This window comes from Variovorax sp. P1_H12_2, from assembly GCF_056405335.1.
Map to the genome: position 1 here is coordinate 1 of NZ_JBFUCI010000107.1, position 15928 is coordinate 15928.

Here is a 15928-nt window from a genome sequence, read left to right on the forward strand (position 1 = left end):
GCAATGGGGACCGCCAGTTCCTGCTGGCGGCGGGCGGCGCCGGCATCGAGGCGGCGACCAACATCGTGGTCCGCAAGGCCTGGACGCAGATGCTGTTGATGGTCTACGCCGCCGTCATCGTGCTGTGCCTCATCACCTTCCGCAGCTGGCGTGCCGTGGTGGTGGCCGTGGTGCCGCTGGTGATCACGTCTGTCCTGTGCGAGGCGCTGATGGTCATGCTCGGCATCGGCGTCAAGGTGGCGACGCTGCCGGTGATCGCGCTCGGCGTCGGTATCGGCGTGGACTATGCGTTGTACCTGCTCAGCGTGCAGTTGGCCCAGCAGCGTGCCGGTGCATCGCTCGGCGAGGCCTATCGCCACGCATTGCAATTCACAGGCAAGGTGGTGGTGCTCGTCGGCGTCACGCTGGCCGCGGGCGTGCTGACCTGGGCGCTGTCGCCCATCAAGTTCCAGGCCGACATGGGCATCCTGCTGGCATTCATGTTCATCTGGAACATGGTCGGCGCCGTGCTGCTGATCCCGGCGCTGTCGCACTTCCTGCTGCGCCCGCGCACACCGCAAGCGTTGTCGAGCGAAGCCCCTTGCGCCGCGCCGGCCTGAGGACACGGCTCGTCGTCCTCGCCGGCCGGCGCATCCGGATCACGACCGGCGGCGCGCCGGAAGCGACGCGCGCTGGGTGCAGCGGGACCGGACGTAGACTTCGGTGCCGCGACCGACCGGAGTCGGCCGCGAACGGACGATCAAGGAGAACGGCCCATGACGCTTCAGTTTGCGAGCGACTTTCTGATGTGGAGCGCAGTGCTCAACTACGCCGTTCTGCTTGCGTGGTTCGTCGCCTTCAGGTTTGCGCATGCCTGGATGCGAAGGCTGCACGGTCGATGGTTCCACATATCGGAAGAGCGTTTCGATGGCATTCACTACGCATGCATGGCCATCTACAAGGTCGGGATCCTTCTTTTCAACCTTGTGCCCTTTGTTGCCTTGCGCATCGCGGGAAGTCCTGTCGGCTGACCAGGTGCGCTTCCTCCGACGACTGGGGGTGCAGGAACGCCTCGAGCGATGGCGGCAGCTTCTGGACTTATCCGGTCCCAAGCGTGAAGGCGGCAAGCTCCCAGTCGCCCGTCATCTCGTCGAATCGGAGGACGTACAGATGCCCGTCATCCGCGTCGACTTTGACCCAGCGCTGCGTCGGCGCAAACCAGCGGTCGACGATGCCGCGCACGGCAATGCGGCGCTCGCCGAGCCAGAAGGCGAGCGGTTCCGGCTCACCGCGATGGCCGGCGCAGCACTCGACCCGAATTGCCATGGCTCACGATACCGCCGAAGCAGGTTCCCGACCTGCTCTTTTCCCCATCCAGAAGCAGAAGAAGAGCGGGTTATTTCCGCACACGGGCCGTATCCTGCGTTCCGCGGCCGGCGACGGTTCCAACGGGCATTCGTTCAGCCATGGTGGACGACGTTGAAGCCCTCCTGCGCCGTTGGTGCGACGAAATGACTGGTGATTTCATCGAACTCCGCATCCGTCGTTTCGAACGGGTGTTCTCCCGAGAGGTTGCGCGCACGCAGGCGGGCCTTGCAGACTTCGTCGGGGACGTCCAGGTAGTGCAGGAGGTGGGCCGCACCCGCTTTCTCGAAGACGCCGCGGGCCCAAGCCCTTGTCCTGGGGGTGTTCGAGGGAAAGTCGAGGACGACCGAGGTGCCGGCCTTGAGAAGTGCCTCGATGTGGCCAGCCATCGCTTCGCGCAGCCTGCCGGCGCAGCGAACGTAGTCGGCGATGGCGAGGATCTCGTTCGGGTACAGGCGCGCGAGCCAATCGTCCTCGCTGATGAGAATCGTCTGTGGCTCCGCGGCGAGGCGCCTGGTGAGCGTCGACTTTCCAGCCCCGATCTTTCCACAGACCATGTGCAGGACCGCCTGCAGGGAAAGGGAGCCGGACGTTTGCGCCGTTTCGTCGATTTCGAGCATTTCAATCTCCAGCAGCTTTTGACGAGCCCCACGAGACAGAAAAAGACCCGCCTCATGGGGCGGGTTGCCATGGCCGCTCAGGCCGCGCGCCAACCCACCATCTTTCGGATGGAGCGAATCATCGACGCGATGTGCGAGCAAGCCATGGTGGGCAAGGATAGTGCATGCCAGATGCCTCGGCTTGCTGCGCATGCACCAAGGTCGTGCAACGCGTTCGATGCGCGTCGGAGGTCACGCCCCGCTCAGTCCAGTCCCCAGACCTTGAGGTTGGCCGTTGGCTTGTCACCAAGGATCTTGTACTGAACTGTCACCGATGTGAGACGCCCCTTGCGTCCCGGAGCATCCGCCGGAGCAGTTTGTCCCCCTGACTTCAGGACCCCGACATCCTTCAACGTGTCGTCTCGGCGATTGTCCCAATTGAGGACGAGCTGCGTGATCTGCACGTCAGCGCCCTCGGCGGAGAGCTTCACCTGCTTGACGTCCTTGTCCCATCGACCCCCTGCGCTCTTGATCTGCACGCTTGGATCGGCGGACTTGATCGTCTGCTCACCGAGCATGAACCACTCGTCAGCCGCTGTCGCGGTGCCCATGGCGCCCATGAGGGCGGCGGATGCGACAGCCAAGGAGGCCATCAGGGTGTGGATCTTCGTCTTCATAGAGGTTCCCTTCTGATCCCGGTCAAACAGGATCGGTGTACGGCTACCGTATATCCCCTGCTGAGATCCAAGGCGTCGTGCTCTCGACGGATCGAGAAGCGGCGAGACACACCGGACGCTGGCGGGGGAAAGAGCCAGCGGACGAAAATTATCTGTCCATCACGGATGCGCGTGTTGACGTTTGTCTGTTCATGCACGGGCACCAAGCGCAAAGGTCGGCCGACCTCAGAGAAATTCGCTTGAGAGCGAACGTTCCGGACGATCACTATCGCTGGCACCAGGGTGCCCTAAACTTTGGGGTTGACCGCCGCCATGGCAAAGCGCTCAATCAACCTTTGGCCGACATCGTCAGGGGGCGACATGAAGACGTCTTCAGTCGTGGCAGTCGTCGCCGGTTGCACGCTCGTTCTTGGCTGCGACTTGCAGCCAAGCGTCATGTTCGTGGCGAACGGAACGCTGTACCAAATGCTGCAGTTGACCGATGCGCAAGAGGAATGCCCCGCGCCACATCGGCTGTGCTACCTGACGGCGTGGGATGGGGAAACCTATCGCGGTTGTTGGATCCGCGAGCAAGCGAACATTCGCGCGCGCTTTCCGGCTTTGGGCGACAAGGTGATTCCGGTGGGCGATTTCCACGGCACGGCGTTGGCTGAGTACCGGAAGGCAGCGCTCGATTAGACCCATGAGGCTTGCGCCGTCCTCCGGCTTCCGGGCGGCCTCATCCTTGCGCTGGCGCCACCAACTCGTCCACCATGGCGCGCATCCGCTGCCAATGCGAGCCCTCCCAGAAGACGCGCCGGCATGCATCGCAAGTGCTGAAACGCTGGTAGCGATCGCGCACCATCGCCGGCAAGGTCGAGGCGACCAGCGACTTCTCGATCTCGTGCAAGGGCGTGTTGCAGTCCAGGCATCGCGTGAACGGCCGCGCGCCGCGCGCAAGGTCGAGTCGATCAAAGACCTCGCGCAGCTGTTGCGCGGACCGCAACGCATGCACATAGCAGCCATGCGTGATGCCCCGGCGCTTGAGCAGCTCTCGATCTCGCGTCAGCACGATGCGTCCTTGCGCGCGGGCGATACGCTCGATCTCCTCGTCGCGAAAATGATTGTCGTACAGCGTGTCGAACCCGGTCATGCGCAGCAGGTGCGCGAGGCCCCCCAGGTGCGCGTCGGCGACGAAACAGGTCACGCGCAATGCGCGCTCGCGAACGCGCAGCAGCGGCGTGATGTCGAGGGCTTCGAACTTGGGAAAGACGGCGACCCGGTCGCCGTCGCGCAGCAAGGTCTCGAAGCCCACCGACAGGCCGTTGACCAGCACCAGTTCGACCTCGGTATGCGGAACGCCGAGCGCCTCGATCATGTGCTTGGTGGTCGCCATTCGCGCGCACCGGCAGGAGAACTCGCGCCCTCGCCGCTCACGCGCGAGGAAGTCGTTCAGCTCCTCGTAGAACCGGAAGGTCGCCGTGACCATCACTGCCGGTCTGCGCGCCCGTCAGGAGCCTTCAGAGCTCCGGGGTCTTGGAGAAGCTCCCGTGCGGCTGGGCACGCATCAGCGCACTGAACTGCTCGTGCGACATCCGCAGCAGCCGCTCGTGATCGCCACTTTCCATGTAGACGACGTCATTGGATTCGAGTTCGTCATCGACGATGGTCGGCAGGCCCCATGCCATTCCGATTGGCGGTATCGCACCAGGGTCGCAGTCATCGAACAGCGCTGCAATCCGCGCCTCGCCGRCCAGCTTCAGCTTGTGGCGACCGACAAAGCGGGAGAACTCGCCGAGCATGACCATCTTGTCGGCGGGAACGACGGCCATCACGCAGCCGTCTTCGTCCTCGAGGATGACCGATTTGGCCAGTTGACCYGGGCTGACGTTGGCGCAGCGGGCGGTCTCCAGGCTGCTATGGCTGTGTCCGTGCATGGAGACCTCATAGCGTGTCCCACGCTGGTCGAGGTAGCTGGACAGATGGGAAGGAATGGACATGGCAATCCTCCTTGTTCGCAAACACGGCAGGTCGCCGTCCCCTCAGTTTGCTCCCGCCGGCGGAGGATCGCAAATTCGTCGTGTTTCACCCTGTCGCTATCGGATCGTAGCGTCCGAAAGCGGCGCACAGGAGAAGCGCCCTGGCTAGTTGCGGAACAGGTCGAGAATCCGGCTGCGTTCGACCAGAAACGGGTCCGCAACCGGCTCTGGCTTCGTTGGCGGGGCCGCCTCGGCGGGTGCCGGTGCAGACATGGCCCATGGGTTGGCGAGCCCACTGCCCGGCGCGTAGTCATCGTAGTACCACTCGCCGCCGACCTGGACCACCCCATCGGGCRCCTGAAGTTCAGTCACGGGCACACCCTTGATCGCGGTCTGCATGTAGCTGATCCAGATCGGCAAGCTCAGGCTGCTGCCCGTCTCCTTGTCTCCCAGGCTGCGAGGTGCGTCGTACCCCATCCACGCGATCGCGGTCATCGTCGGTTGGAAGCCTGCGAACCAGGTGTCGATCGAGTCGTTGGTGGTTCCCGTCTTGCCGTAGAGGTCGTCGCGCTTGAACGCCTGATACGCCTTCGCGCCGGTGCCGCCCTTGACGACGCTTTGCAGCAGCGTGTCCAAGATGAAGGCATTGCGTTGCGGAATGGCGCGCATCGTCTCGTTGAGCATGGGTGGCTGCGGCTCGACCAGTATCCTGTCCTTGTGGTCCGTGATGCGAGTGACCAGGTAGGGATTGACGCGATAGCCGCCATTGGCAAACACCGAGTAGGCCGTTGCCATCTGCATTGGCGTGACCGCACCGGCGCCCAACGCCATAGGCAGATAGGCGGGGTGCTTCTCGCGGTCGAAGCCGAAGTTCGTGATCCAGTCCTGCGCATAGCGGATACCGATCGATTGCGTGACGCGAAGCGTGACCATGTTGATGGACTTCATGAGCGCCGTGCGAAGCGCAACCGGTCCGGCGAAGGTGCCTCCATAGTTCTTCGGCTCCCATGGTTGCCCGCCGGTCGTGGCTGCATCGAAGTAGAGCGGGGCATCGTTGACCACGGTGGCTGGCGTGAATCCTTTTTCAAGCGCTGCCGAATAGATGAACGGCTTGAAACTCGATCCTGGCTGGCGCCACGCCTGCGTGACATGGTTGAACTTGTTCTTGTTGAAATCGAAGCCGCCCACCATCGCCTTGATGGCGCCGTCGCGCGGGTCCATGGCGACGAACGCTCCCTCGACCTCGGGCAGCTGGGTCAATCCCCATGCGTCTTTCGGCGTCTTCGCAAGGCGGACGACCGCCCCGCGACGGATCATGAGGTTGCGTGGCGCCTTGTCCGCCAGTCCCGACTGGACAGGCCGCAGCCCGTCTCCGGTGACGTGCAAGGTCTCGCCGTTCGCACGAACGGCCGTGACCTCCTTGGCGCTGGCCTTGACCACCACCGCAGCAATCAGGTCGCCGTTGTCGGGGTGATCTGCAAGCACGTCGTCGATCGCGCCTGCGCGCTTTTTCGGATCGTCGGGCAGCTCTATGAACTTTTCGGGTCCACGGTAGACCTGGGTTCGCTCGTAACCCATGATGCCGTCGCGCAAGGCCTTGTAGGCGGCCGTCTGGTCGACTGCGGAGATCGTGGTGTAGACCTTGAGCCCCCGGGTGTAGGTGGCGTCGCCATACTGCGCGTAGATCAACTGGCGCACGGTTTCGGCGACGTATTCGGCACGCAGAAGGGCGGGGCCCGGGGGGTCGCGCAGATGAAGCTCTTCTTGCCTGGCCTGCGCCGCCTGCTCAGGCGTGATGAAACCGTTCTCCTGCATCCGGTCGATCACATAGAGCTGGCGTTCTCGCGCCCGCGCGGAATTGTTGACCGGGTTGTTGGCGCCGGGCGCCTTGGGCAAACCCGCCAGCATGGCGGCTTGTGCAATCGAGATGTCCTTGAGCGGCTTGCCGAAATAGGCCTCTGAGGCCGCGGCGAAGCCGTACGCCCGCTTGCCCAGGAAGACCTGATTCAGATAGATCTCGAAGATCTGATCCTTGGTGAGGAGATGCTCCAGCTTGAATGTGAGCAGGACCTCGTAGGCCTTGCGGACAACCGTTTTCTCCGAAGTCAAGTACGCGTTGCGTGCCACCTGCATCGTGATGGTCGAGGCACCCTGGCTCTTTGCCCGGTTCAGGTTTGCGTACCCGGCGCGCACCATGCCTTTGAAGTCGATCCCGATGTGGTCATAAAAGCGCGCGTCCTCGGCGGCCAGCACGGCGTCCTTCATCAGCTTGGGAATTGTCGAGACCGGCGTGAATTCGCGGCGCTCTTCGCCAAATTCGCCAATCAGAATGCCTTCCGAGGAGAAGACCCGCAGCGGCAGCTTCGGGCGGTAGTCCTGGAGGTCGGAAATATTCGGCAGGTTGGGATAGGCGACCACGAGTGCAGTCAAGACGACGAATGACATGCCCAGCGCCCCGGCCAAGGCCAGCCCTGTGAACCAGAACACCACGCGCAGGAGCCAGGATCGCCAGGATCTCGAAACTGGCTTGTCCGCGTGTCCCGCTGAATGCGATCGGTCGGCCATGACAGCAAGCAAAAAGGCCCGGTTGGCAAGTGTCGCCAAAAATGCCGCTGGCCGCATGTCCCGAGCCAAGCGGCCTCCACTCAGCTCCCCAAGGCCAGTTGTCCCTACCGCCAGGGGAGGCAGGACGCTATGGTCGCTGCTTTTCGCTCCAAAGTGAAGCAGTGGATGCGGTCTGCAGAAGGCAGGAAGGCCGCCAGAGGAGGATGACGCGGTCGGACTCCGTTTGCGTCCGGTCACCCTCGTCGCCAACGGGTTTTCGCGCCACCGCGAGCGTCTTGGCTTGCGTGATCACCGCCTGGGTGTGGGCGTCGTTGAGCGGCGCCTCGACGCGCACCAGGTGGTCCCTCATCTCGCCCGCGATGTCGCGGTAGTCGGAACAGTGAGCGAAAAGCTCGATGTCAGGAACGTCAGTTCGCAGATCGAAATGCAGTCATTACGATGATGAGCCGCGCGGAGGCGAGCACGTAAACGCATGAGAGAAGGGTCATGGAAATTCGACGAAACGGGAGCTTGGCCAGCTGAGATATGCCTTCCCTGAGATTGAGCAAGGCGAGCGCAAATCCGAACACTATCAACCCAGCGCCAAGAAATCGGTCCATGGCAATCCAGCCCATGAAGCCTGTTGAATTGTCATGTTCAAAAAGTCCTGCAGCGATCAACAAGGCGCACAGGACCAGGTTTTTCAAGTTTTCGAAGATCGACTTGATCAATTCCTTGTTTTGATTCATCTTGGTTCAATTTTTTACAAACGCGTCGAGGTCACCGCAATGAAGCCTTCGTGAGTTTCGAACGGTGCCGGGAAGTTCCCGTTGGACGACAGGTCGCACGGGCAAAGCTGTTCGCAAAAGTTACGGGAGAGGTCGGCCGGCGTGTTGTGCAGCTCGGGGGCGACCCTGGATGGATCGGCTGTTCCCGCGACAGTCGGTACAGGCGCAGCAGCAGGTCGCCGAAGTCGCTGAGGTGCGATGGAGCCATCGGGGTGGTGGTCCGTGTCTTGCGAGAGCTATCGGCTCAAGGTGACGAGACTCCATACGATGGCGACGAGCTGGGCGATGTTGATCAGAATCGCGGTGATGTGAGTTCTGCGGAATCCTGGAATTGCATCCATGCAGTTCGACTCGATCTGCGCTCCGAGCGCGTCCATCTTGGGGATGATGTTCTTGCGCAGAACGATGGCAATCAACGCCAATCCTGCGGCGCCTGCTGCAATCCCGGGCCGACCCGCAAACGCAAAGCTGACAGCCGTCGCGGTCGCAGTCGCAAACGCGGCGATGTAGTAGGTATTGAAGAATCCGCGGACAAATCGGGCGTCCAGCGGCGTGTCATGCTTCAGTACCAGAAGCGGAATCGATCCCAGGATGAAGTAGGCCGTCGTGACGAGGAGTGCGACCGTGAAGCCTATGGCACCGAACATGGAAGATGACATCCAGAGCTTCCTCAAAGCCCGCCCTTCACTTCCGCTCCCGCGCCTTTCGGTCGTGCTTGCTCCAGTACTGAAACTCCTCCTCATGGGCTTCGATGTCCAGCTCCGAGACCCTGGCCTGGAGCCGCTCCTGAACTTCAGCGACGGCTCGGTTGTAGATCGTGGGGCCCACTTCTTCCAGGAAGAAACCAAGGAGTGCGCCAGCAGCGATGTTGCCGATGGGTTCCTCCATGTTCTCGCGGAAGTACCTCTCGATGGAGGCGATGGCTTCCTTCCGTGCTTCCTTGCTCAGTTCAATGGTCATGGCGACCCTCCTCCAGGTTTGCGTGTGGGTTTGGGGGCCAATTCTGCACTGCGAGACGGCCGCCGCATTGGGCTTCGGATTCAACCGGTCGATGCAACGCACCAGGAACTGCCGCAGCGCAGCCAGCGCGAAGGTCATCTCTCGGTTGCGGTACCGACGTTCGTCGAAGGCTGGTTGCGAGCGCGCTCGGCCCGATCGCGCAACAGGTCGTAGATCGGCGGGATACCGAGCAGGTTCATCACGACCATGGCGCCGAAACAGGCGGCCAGCATCGACAGCAGCAGGTTGGCGCTGCCCGTCATCTCGACCGCCAGGCAGATGCCGGTGAGCGGCGCACGGACCACCGCAGTGAAAAATGCTGTCAGGCCGACGACAGCATAGGCGGTCGGGGAGGCGCCGCCCGGAAACCACTGGTCGTACAGTCGACCGAATACGAGGCCGATTTGCGCGCCGAGGACCAACATCGGCGCGAACAAGCCGCCGGGCGTGCCGGACGCGTATGACAGCGGACCGATCGCGAAGCGGACTGCGAATATCAGGCCGATCGTGGACAGCGATCCCACGTTGAGCAGCGTCTGCTGGGTGATCGCGTCGCCTCCGCCAACCCATTGCGGCGCCAGCCAGGCCAGTAGACCGACCCCGCCGCCGATCAAGGCCGCCCGAGCCGTCACCGGAAGTCCGGTCGCTCGATCGGCCATCGCCAGCGCGCCCAGGRCGGCTCGCGCATAGGCGGCAGCCGCCAGCGCTGCAATGACACCCAGGACGATGTGGACCGGCACTGCCGCGAAGCCCGGAAAGGCCTGTGCCGGGACGCTGAAATCCGGATCCACGCCAAGGAATACGCGGGCCACTGCGATGGCGCCCGCCGAGGCGCCCAGCGCTGCGGCCGCTGTACGCGTGTCGAAGCGCCGCAGGAGTTCCTCCAGGACGAACACCGCCCCGGCGATCGGCGCATTGAAGGCCGTCGCGAGTCCCGCGCCCGCGCCCGCTGCGAACAGCACGCGGGCGTCGAGTTGGTTGCGCCGGAACAACCGGCCGATGATGTCGGCAATCGAGTGCCCCATCTGCACACTGGGTCCCTCGCGCCCGAGAGCCAGGCCGGATCCGATGGCGAGCAATCCGCCGAAGAACTTGACGGCGGCAGTGCGCACGGGCCTGCCCGGATCGCCACCGCTGATCGCGGCCTCGACCTCGGGTATGCCGCTGCCTGCAGCGCTCGGGGAGATCCTGCTCACCAGGGCCGCTGCAGCGGCGGTCGCGGCCGCGGCGCTGGCGACGACGAGCAGAAGGCCCAGGAGCCCCTGCTGATGCGCAAACGCGATGAACTCGCTGCGCAAGGTATCGGCTTGTCGAAGCAGGATCCGGAACAGGGCGCAGACCAACCCGGTGACACATCCCACGAGCAGCGACAGCAGCGCGAGGACCAGCGTGCTCGCCCGATGTCCGTCCTGATCAGGGCTTGGTTGCACCTGTCGTCACCCGAGGCCAATGCCTGCCGAGTCAGGCCTGGTGAAGTCGTCGGACATGCAGAATGCGCATTGAGGAGCCTTGGATCGCGCGAAGCGCGGCGACAGATGGGAGACGAGTTTAGGCGGAAGGCTGAAAACTTGCGAGCAACGTTTCAGTCGCCGATGCGCCTCCTTGCGAGGCGCATCATGTGTTCCACGTACGTGGAGATAGGTGGCGCCCGGGATGTCCCCTCGGTGTGATCGGACCGAGAATCGGCATCGACTTGGCTTGGCTTGGCTTGGCTTGGCGGGCCAGAAGCTCAGGAGGTCATATGTTCGTGCTCGTCAACGGCGACGCGAAAGCGCCAGCGACAGACTACCTCCGGCTGCGAACTCTGCTGCTGGGCATGACGCTGGGCTTCGGCGGCTGTACCACCTATGGGGTCGTCGAGAACTTTCCTTTGGGCCCAGACCACCCTGGTGCTGTCTATGCCCTGAGTGAGTTTGCCAACAATCCGCAGCGCCATTCCGGCGAGTTGATGCTGGCTGTCGCTTTCTCGGGCGGCGGCACGCGCGCCGCAGCCCTGTCCTATGGCGTCATGCAGGAACTGCGTGACACGCAAGTGCAGATGAACGGCAAGGAGCAAAGCCTGCTCGACGCGATCACGGTCATCAGTTCGGTTTCAGGGGGGCAGTTTCACGTCGGCCTACTACGGCCTGTACGGCGATCGCATCTTCGTCGACTACGAGGAGCGATTTCTACGCAGCGACGTCGAAGCCGCACTGGTGCGCGGCTTCTTGAATCCCGCGCGTTGGTTCAGCAGCCACGGACGCACTCGCGGCACACCCGCCTGGCTCGAGGCCGCGAAGAAGCGCGACAGCGACAACGACTACTTGACCATGGTCGTGCAGACGACCTCTCGTACCAGAACAAGGTCAGGCACAAGTACGCCCAGTTGGTCGACGGCGGCATTACCGACAACCTGGGACTTCGCGCACTCCTGGGCGCCGTCGATCTGGCGGGTGGTGCGGAGAAATTCATCCAGGGGCAGGGCATCGCGCCGCCGCGCCGCACCGCCATCATTTCAGTCAATGCAGCGGCCGATGCAGTCGGGGGCATCGGAGAGAGCCGCCGCGAACCGACCTTCGAGCAGACGATGAATGCCGTCACCAATGTCCAATTGCATCGCTACAACGTGGCCACGCTCGAGCAGACGCAGCAAAGCCTCGACCAGTGGACTCGAGACCTCTCGACACCCGAACGGCCCGTCAGTTCTTACTTCATCCGATTGAGTTTCGAAGATGTGCCCGACGTGCAGATGCGCCGGTTCCTGAACGAGATTCCGACCAGCTTCGTGCTGGACAAGGAACAGGTGGCGCGGCTGATCGCGACGGGGCGCGAGTTGCTGCGGAACAACCCGGACTATCAGCGGCTGCTGACCAGCCTGCATGCGCAGCCCGTCTACGGCGCACCGACAGGCCTCGCCCCGTGACACGAAACCGCCTTTTCATTCCGGCGATTCGCCGCTCAAGCTCTGTGCACGCCGAGCCAGCTTGAGCACCGCCTCCTCGACCGACTTGAACACACGGTCTGGACCGATCGCTTCTATCAGGCCCGTTCGTCGAGCCTGTGCCTGCGCCCGCCCGACCGACAGCCTGGCGATGGCGACAACGATGCCAGCAGCCGCAAGTTCGGTGATCGCGCGCAGCAGGACCTGCGAACCCGTGTAGTCGATGTCGATGATGCCGTTGGCCTCGATGATCAGCAGCTTCACGGGCTGGCGCTGCCTGGCGATGGCCGACTTCAGCTCGGTGCAGATGCGCTCGGCGTTGCTGAAGTTGAGCGGCGCGCCGGGAGCGAAAACGAGAACCCCAGCCTCCCGCTCGAAAGGGGCGCCCGGGGCAGGAGGCCACCACACGGTGCTTCCCGGCACCCGGGCCAGTTCGACGCAGTAGGGCCGCGCGACGATGTACAGGCTGTGCACGAAGGACATCACGATGGCGAGCAGCATGCCGGTCTCGATCGGCAGGGCAATCACGAGCCCGGCGCTTGCTGCCACCAACAGGATCTCGAGTCCGCCGCGGCGATAGATCCGGATCATCTGGTCGACACGGAAGATGCGCAGGGCGATGTAGACCAGGATACCGGAGAGCGCTGCGTGGGGCACGTAGGCCATCAGACCCGAGGCCAGCGCCGCCAGAGCGATCATCAGGCCGACGGCCGTCAGCGACGAGATCTGCGATCGCCCGCCGGACTCGCGCACGATCGCGGTGCTCGGCGGGCTTGCGTCAACGGCGAAGGCGCCGATCAGCCCGGCCACGACGTTGCCCGCGCCGACAGCCCCGAAGTCGCGGCTGACATCGTCCGACTTCCCCTCATCGGATGGAAACGTGCTGGCCACCGCTGCCGTCTGCATGATGCAGACCACCGCCACCACCAGCGCCAGCTGCACCATGCGGCCGAACGCCTCGACGTCCGGCAGCGTCGGCAAGGCGACGTGCGGCAGCGGCACCGACAAGGCGCCGAGCAGGCTGACGCCGCGGGCGCCAAGGTGGAACCAGGCCACGGCGATGCCCGCCACGACCAGACCGATCAGGGCCCCCGGGATACGGGGGCTGATGCGCGACGCGACCAGCGTCACGATCAGGACCCCAGCGCCCAATCCGAGCGCATAGGGATTGGCCTCCCCGGACCGGCCCAGGACGGCGACGAGGCGCGCGAGCAGATGCCCCTGCTCGCCAGGAACGCCCAACAGGGTGGGCAACTCGCCGACGATGATATGGACCGAAATACCGGCCAGGAAACCGGTCGTCACCGGGATCGACAGCAGCGTCGCCAACCAGCCCGCCCTGAACAGGCCCACGGCGACGAGAACGAAGCCGACCATCAGGGCGAGCAGCGCAGCCAGCTGCGGATACGGGACGGCGCTGACAGTGGCGATCGAGGCCAGCCCGCCGGCAAAGATGGGCGCGATCGTCGAGTCCGCTGCGACCGACATGAAGCGGTTGGCGCCGAATACGGCGAATGCGATGGAGCCGGCGGCGAACGCATAGAGCCCCGTCTGCGGCGGCATCCCCGCGAGCCGGGCAGTGGCGAGTTGCCCGGGGATGGCGATGGCTGCCAGCATCAGCCCAGCGACGAGATCGCCCGGCAATCCTTCGATCCGATAGGCGCGCAGCGTCGTGAAGAACCAGGTTCGCATGGCGCCGCCGCTAGCCCGGTCTCTGGCCGAGCCGGTGCCAAGCACCTTGCAGGCAAGGATTGCGAGTCCGAATGCATCGTGGCAAAGCTGTTTTCTCCATCCCGATCACGTTGTCCTCCCTGTGCGGGTGCGCGATCCGTCCGACACCACCTGGGCGGGACTGCGCAACCGCAGCATATTCTTCATGAGCGCCGCAGCCAACAACGTATCAACGGCGCAGCGGAATGCGGGTACGGGTTCAGCGCTCGGTCGATCTCATGCCGCGCTGTTGCCGCCCCCGGAACATCAAGCGCATCATCACGCCACCCATCTGCCAGGCGATCTCCCTGCGTGCACAGCGCTCTTGGGCAATGAGAAGGAGCACCCATGCAAGCCACCCCGTTGCTCGATCTGGCCATCGTGGGCGGAGGTGTCGCCGGCGTCATCCACCTGCACTACGCGCGACAATCGGGCCTCGATGCGCTGCTGCTCGAAAAGCAGGGCGGCGTCGGTGGGTTGTGGCGCCAGCTTCCGCAATGGCAGGACATCCAGATCAGCCCGACCGACTGGACCGTCGGCGATCTGCCGCTGGCTGGCCCGAAGCAGCCGCACATCGTCGCCAACATCGAGGCATGGGTCGAGCGCTTCGGCCTCGCTGATCGCATCCGGCTCGACACCCCGGTGTCTCGCGCGCGTTACACCGGCACATGCTGGGAACTCGATGCGCGAGAAGGCACGGTGCGCGCCCGTCATCTGGTGGCGGCCACCGGTGGCCACAACACGCCTGTGATTCCCGATGTGCCGCGTCGCGAAAGCGCGGTGCGAGAACTGCATTCCAGCGCCCTGCGGGATCCGGCCGAACTGACCGGGCGCGAGGTGCTCGTGGTCGGCGGCGGTGCCTCGGCCTTCGACTTGCTGGACCTGTGCCTCGAGTACAAGGCGCGCCGGATCGTCTGGGCGTACCGGGGCTTGCGCTGGTTCACCCCGACCGGCAAGCCGAAGATCATCGCCGGCAGCGTGCGGCCGTACGMGAAGATGCAGGTGAACGGCATGACCGTCGCGCAGCAGAACGCGATGATCGGCGCCGACCTGGTGAGCCGCTATGAAAAGTTCGGCATCCAGTCGATCCAGCCCGAAAGGCCGCTCGATGTGCGGCAAGACCAACTCATTCCCGGCCGCGCTCGCATGCTGGCCAGCTTCGGCGAACTGGAGCGGTATCCGGGCAGCGTCGAGAGCATCGAGGGGCGCGACGTGACGCTGTCGGACGGCACGCGCCTCGCGGTGGATGTTCTCCTGTGGGGCACGGGCTACCAGACCGACCTCTCGTACTTCGAAGAGCCGCGCATTGCACGCATCTGCACCGTCGACGAACTGGCCTCGCGCTGCGCGTGCATGTTCCGCAGCCTGGATGCGCCCGACCTGTATTTCCCGGGCGTCGGCTTGGATGGCATCGGTTCCGCGCCGTGGGCCTTCATGCTGATGGCGCGATCCGTCATGTCGCACATCCGCGGCACGGCGCAGCTGGACATGGCGCCGGTCGCCGGCAGGCTCAACCACTTCGACATCGCGCGCTACCTCGCCGAACGGGACTCCGGCACGTACGCCGGAGAGCGGGGCTGGGACTTTTATCGCGACTTGGCGCTGGGCGCGCCGGACGACCAGCCGTACCCATTGCTCTGAGGTCGCCGCGCGGAGCCCGGCACCGGTTCAAGCCTGCGCAGCCTTGTCGCGCTGGCCAAGGCGCTCTTGCAGGAACTCGATGAAGCGCTGCACTTTGGCGGGCAACAATCGTGTCTCCGTCAACGCGTAGACCGGCGTCGACTTGCCCTCCCATTCCGTCAGCACCCTCTTCAGGCGACCTGCGGCCACGTCATCGGCCACGATTTCAACAGGCAGAAGTACGACACCCAGGTCCAGGGTGGCCAATCGACGGAACATGCCAACGCTGTTGACCAGAAAGCGCCCGCCGACCTCGACCTGGACGGATTCGGCGCCGCGGTGCAGTTCCCATGTCGCTGTCTTCGCGAACCCGAGGCACCCGTGCCGAGACAGTTCCGACGGATGACCAGGCGCGCCCGCGACCTTCAGGTAGCCGGGCGAGGAATAGGCGTGGACCGACAAACGCGCCAGAAGCCGAGCAATCAAGTTCGAGTCGCTGAGTTCGCCCATGCGGATGGCCACATCGAAGGGCTCGGAGACCAGGTCCACRCGCCTCGGCGTCAGGTCGAAGTCGAAGGCGATGCCGGGATAGCGGCGCGCAAATTCCGCCACCAGGGACGCCATGTAGATGGTCGCGAAGTCCACCGGTAGCGAGGCAGCTCGTGCGCGATGCGGGCCTCGTCCACGATGCGCCGGCAGCGCTCGTAGTAGACCTGGCCGGCCTCCGTCAGTTCGACCTTGCGCGTCGTGCGGTGGAGCAGCCGCAAGC

17 protein-coding genes and 1 pseudogene are annotated in these 15928 nt (G+C 64.2%); 5 read left to right on the forward strand and 13 right to left on the reverse strand.

All coding sequences use genetic code 11. The annotated features are described in order from the left end of the window. Both AC1D2K_RS13285 and AC1D2K_RS13290 read left to right on the forward strand, forming a co-directional pair. A partial coding sequence (locus AC1D2K_RS13285) for an MMPL family transporter (RefSeq protein WP_478089301.1) occupies positions 1–599 on the forward strand: 599 nt, incomplete at its 5' end. A gap of 156 nt (positions 600–755) precedes the next feature. Next, positions 756–1010: a DUF6868 family protein gene (locus tag AC1D2K_RS13290; RefSeq protein WP_478089302.1), complete on the forward strand. Its 255-nt coding sequence runs from the start codon at positions 756–758 to the stop codon at positions 1008–1010. A gap of 67 nt (positions 1011–1077) precedes the next feature. Here the strand turns inward: AC1D2K_RS13290 and AC1D2K_RS13295 are convergent, their stop codons facing one another. From AC1D2K_RS13295 to AC1D2K_RS13305, 3 genes are all read right to left on the reverse strand, one after another. Further along, complete coding sequence (locus tag AC1D2K_RS13295) at positions 1078–1305, reverse strand: hypothetical protein (RefSeq protein ID WP_478089303.1); 228 nt, start codon at positions 1303–1305, stop codon at positions 1078–1080. Between the two features lie 134 nt (positions 1306–1439). After that, positions 1440–1964, reverse strand: coding sequence for a P-loop nucleotide/nucleoside kinase family protein (locus AC1D2K_RS13300; protein WP_478089316.1), 525 nt, complete (start codon positions 1962–1964; stop codon positions 1440–1442). A 242-nt stretch (positions 1965–2206) separates the two neighbouring features. Further along, on the reverse strand, positions 2207–2620 hold the full coding sequence (locus AC1D2K_RS13305; protein ID WP_478089304.1) for a hypothetical protein: 414 nt from the start codon (positions 2618–2620) through the stop codon (positions 2207–2209). Between the two features lie 360 nt (positions 2621–2980). Here AC1D2K_RS13305 and AC1D2K_RS13310 point away from each other — a divergent pair, with 360 nt between their 5' ends. Next, positions 2981–3298: a hypothetical protein gene (locus AC1D2K_RS13310; RefSeq protein ID WP_478089305.1), complete on the forward strand. Its 318-nt coding sequence runs from the start codon at positions 2981–2983 to the stop codon at positions 3296–3298. A gap of 40 nt (positions 3299–3338) precedes the next feature. Here the strand turns inward: AC1D2K_RS13310 and AC1D2K_RS13315 are convergent, their stop codons facing one another. From AC1D2K_RS13315 to AC1D2K_RS13350, 8 genes are all read right to left on the reverse strand, one after another. Further along, on the reverse strand, positions 3339–4088 hold the full coding sequence (locus AC1D2K_RS13315; protein WP_478089306.1) for a Mut7-C RNAse domain-containing protein: 750 nt from the start codon (positions 4086–4088) through the stop codon (positions 3339–3341). A 31-nt stretch (positions 4089–4119) separates the two neighbouring features. Next, on the reverse strand, positions 4120–4599 hold the full coding sequence (locus AC1D2K_RS13320; RefSeq protein ID WP_478089307.1) for an aminoacyl-tRNA deacylase: 480 nt from the start codon (positions 4597–4599) through the stop codon (positions 4120–4122). A 144-nt stretch (positions 4600–4743) separates the two neighbouring features. Beyond that, positions 4744–7143: a penicillin-binding protein 1A gene (locus AC1D2K_RS13325; protein ID WP_478089308.1), complete on the reverse strand. Its 2400-nt coding sequence runs from the start codon at positions 7141–7143 to the stop codon at positions 4744–4746. A gap of 127 nt (positions 7144–7270) precedes the next feature. Next, positions 7271–7492, reverse strand: coding sequence for a hypothetical protein (locus AC1D2K_RS13330; RefSeq protein ID WP_478089309.1), 222 nt, complete (start codon positions 7490–7492; stop codon positions 7271–7273). Positions 7493–7550: 58 nt separating this feature from the next. Continuing rightward, positions 7551–7871: a hypothetical protein gene (locus AC1D2K_RS13335; RefSeq protein WP_478089310.1), complete on the reverse strand. Its 321-nt coding sequence runs from the start codon at positions 7869–7871 to the stop codon at positions 7551–7553. 275 nt (positions 7872–8146) lie between these two features. Continuing rightward, the gene (locus tag AC1D2K_RS13340; RefSeq protein WP_478089311.1) at positions 8147–8569 is read right to left on the reverse strand and encodes a hypothetical protein; all 423 of its coding nucleotides are present in this window, start codon (positions 8567–8569) and stop codon (positions 8147–8149) included. Positions 8570–8594: 25 nt separating this feature from the next. Continuing rightward, positions 8595–8870: a DUF2164 domain-containing protein gene (locus AC1D2K_RS13345; protein ID WP_478089317.1), complete on the reverse strand. Its 276-nt coding sequence runs from the start codon at positions 8868–8870 to the stop codon at positions 8595–8597. A gap of 134 nt (positions 8871–9004) precedes the next feature. After that, entirely contained in the window at positions 9005–10339 is a 1335-nt protein-coding gene (locus AC1D2K_RS13350) for a ClC family H(+)/Cl(-) exchange transporter (protein ID WP_478089312.1), read from the reverse strand. A 311-nt stretch (positions 10340–10650) separates the two neighbouring features. On the opposite strand from AC1D2K_RS13350, the gene AC1D2K_RS13355 reads away from it, so the two are divergent. After that, entirely contained in the window at positions 10651–11811 is a 1161-nt protein-coding gene (locus AC1D2K_RS13355) for a hypothetical protein (RefSeq protein ID WP_478089313.1), read from the forward strand. Positions 11812–11826: 15 nt separating this feature from the next. Here AC1D2K_RS13355 and AC1D2K_RS13360 read toward each other — a convergent pair whose 3' ends face one another. Continuing rightward, positions 11827–13521 (reverse strand): SulP family inorganic anion transporter, encoded by a 1695-nt coding sequence (locus AC1D2K_RS13360; RefSeq protein ID WP_478089314.1) that lies wholly within the window; start codon positions 13519–13521, stop codon positions 11827–11829. A 366-nt stretch (positions 13522–13887) separates the two neighbouring features. Between AC1D2K_RS13360 and AC1D2K_RS13365 the strand changes: the two genes are divergently transcribed. Further along, positions 13888–15180: a flavin-containing monooxygenase gene (locus AC1D2K_RS13365; RefSeq protein WP_478089315.1), complete on the forward strand. Its 1293-nt coding sequence runs from the start codon at positions 13888–13890 to the stop codon at positions 15178–15180. 27 nt (positions 15181–15207) lie between these two features. Here AC1D2K_RS13365 and AC1D2K_RS13370 read toward each other — a convergent pair. Then, positions 15208–15928: pseudogene (locus tag AC1D2K_RS13370) on the reverse strand (substrate binding domain-containing protein); the annotation flags it as partial.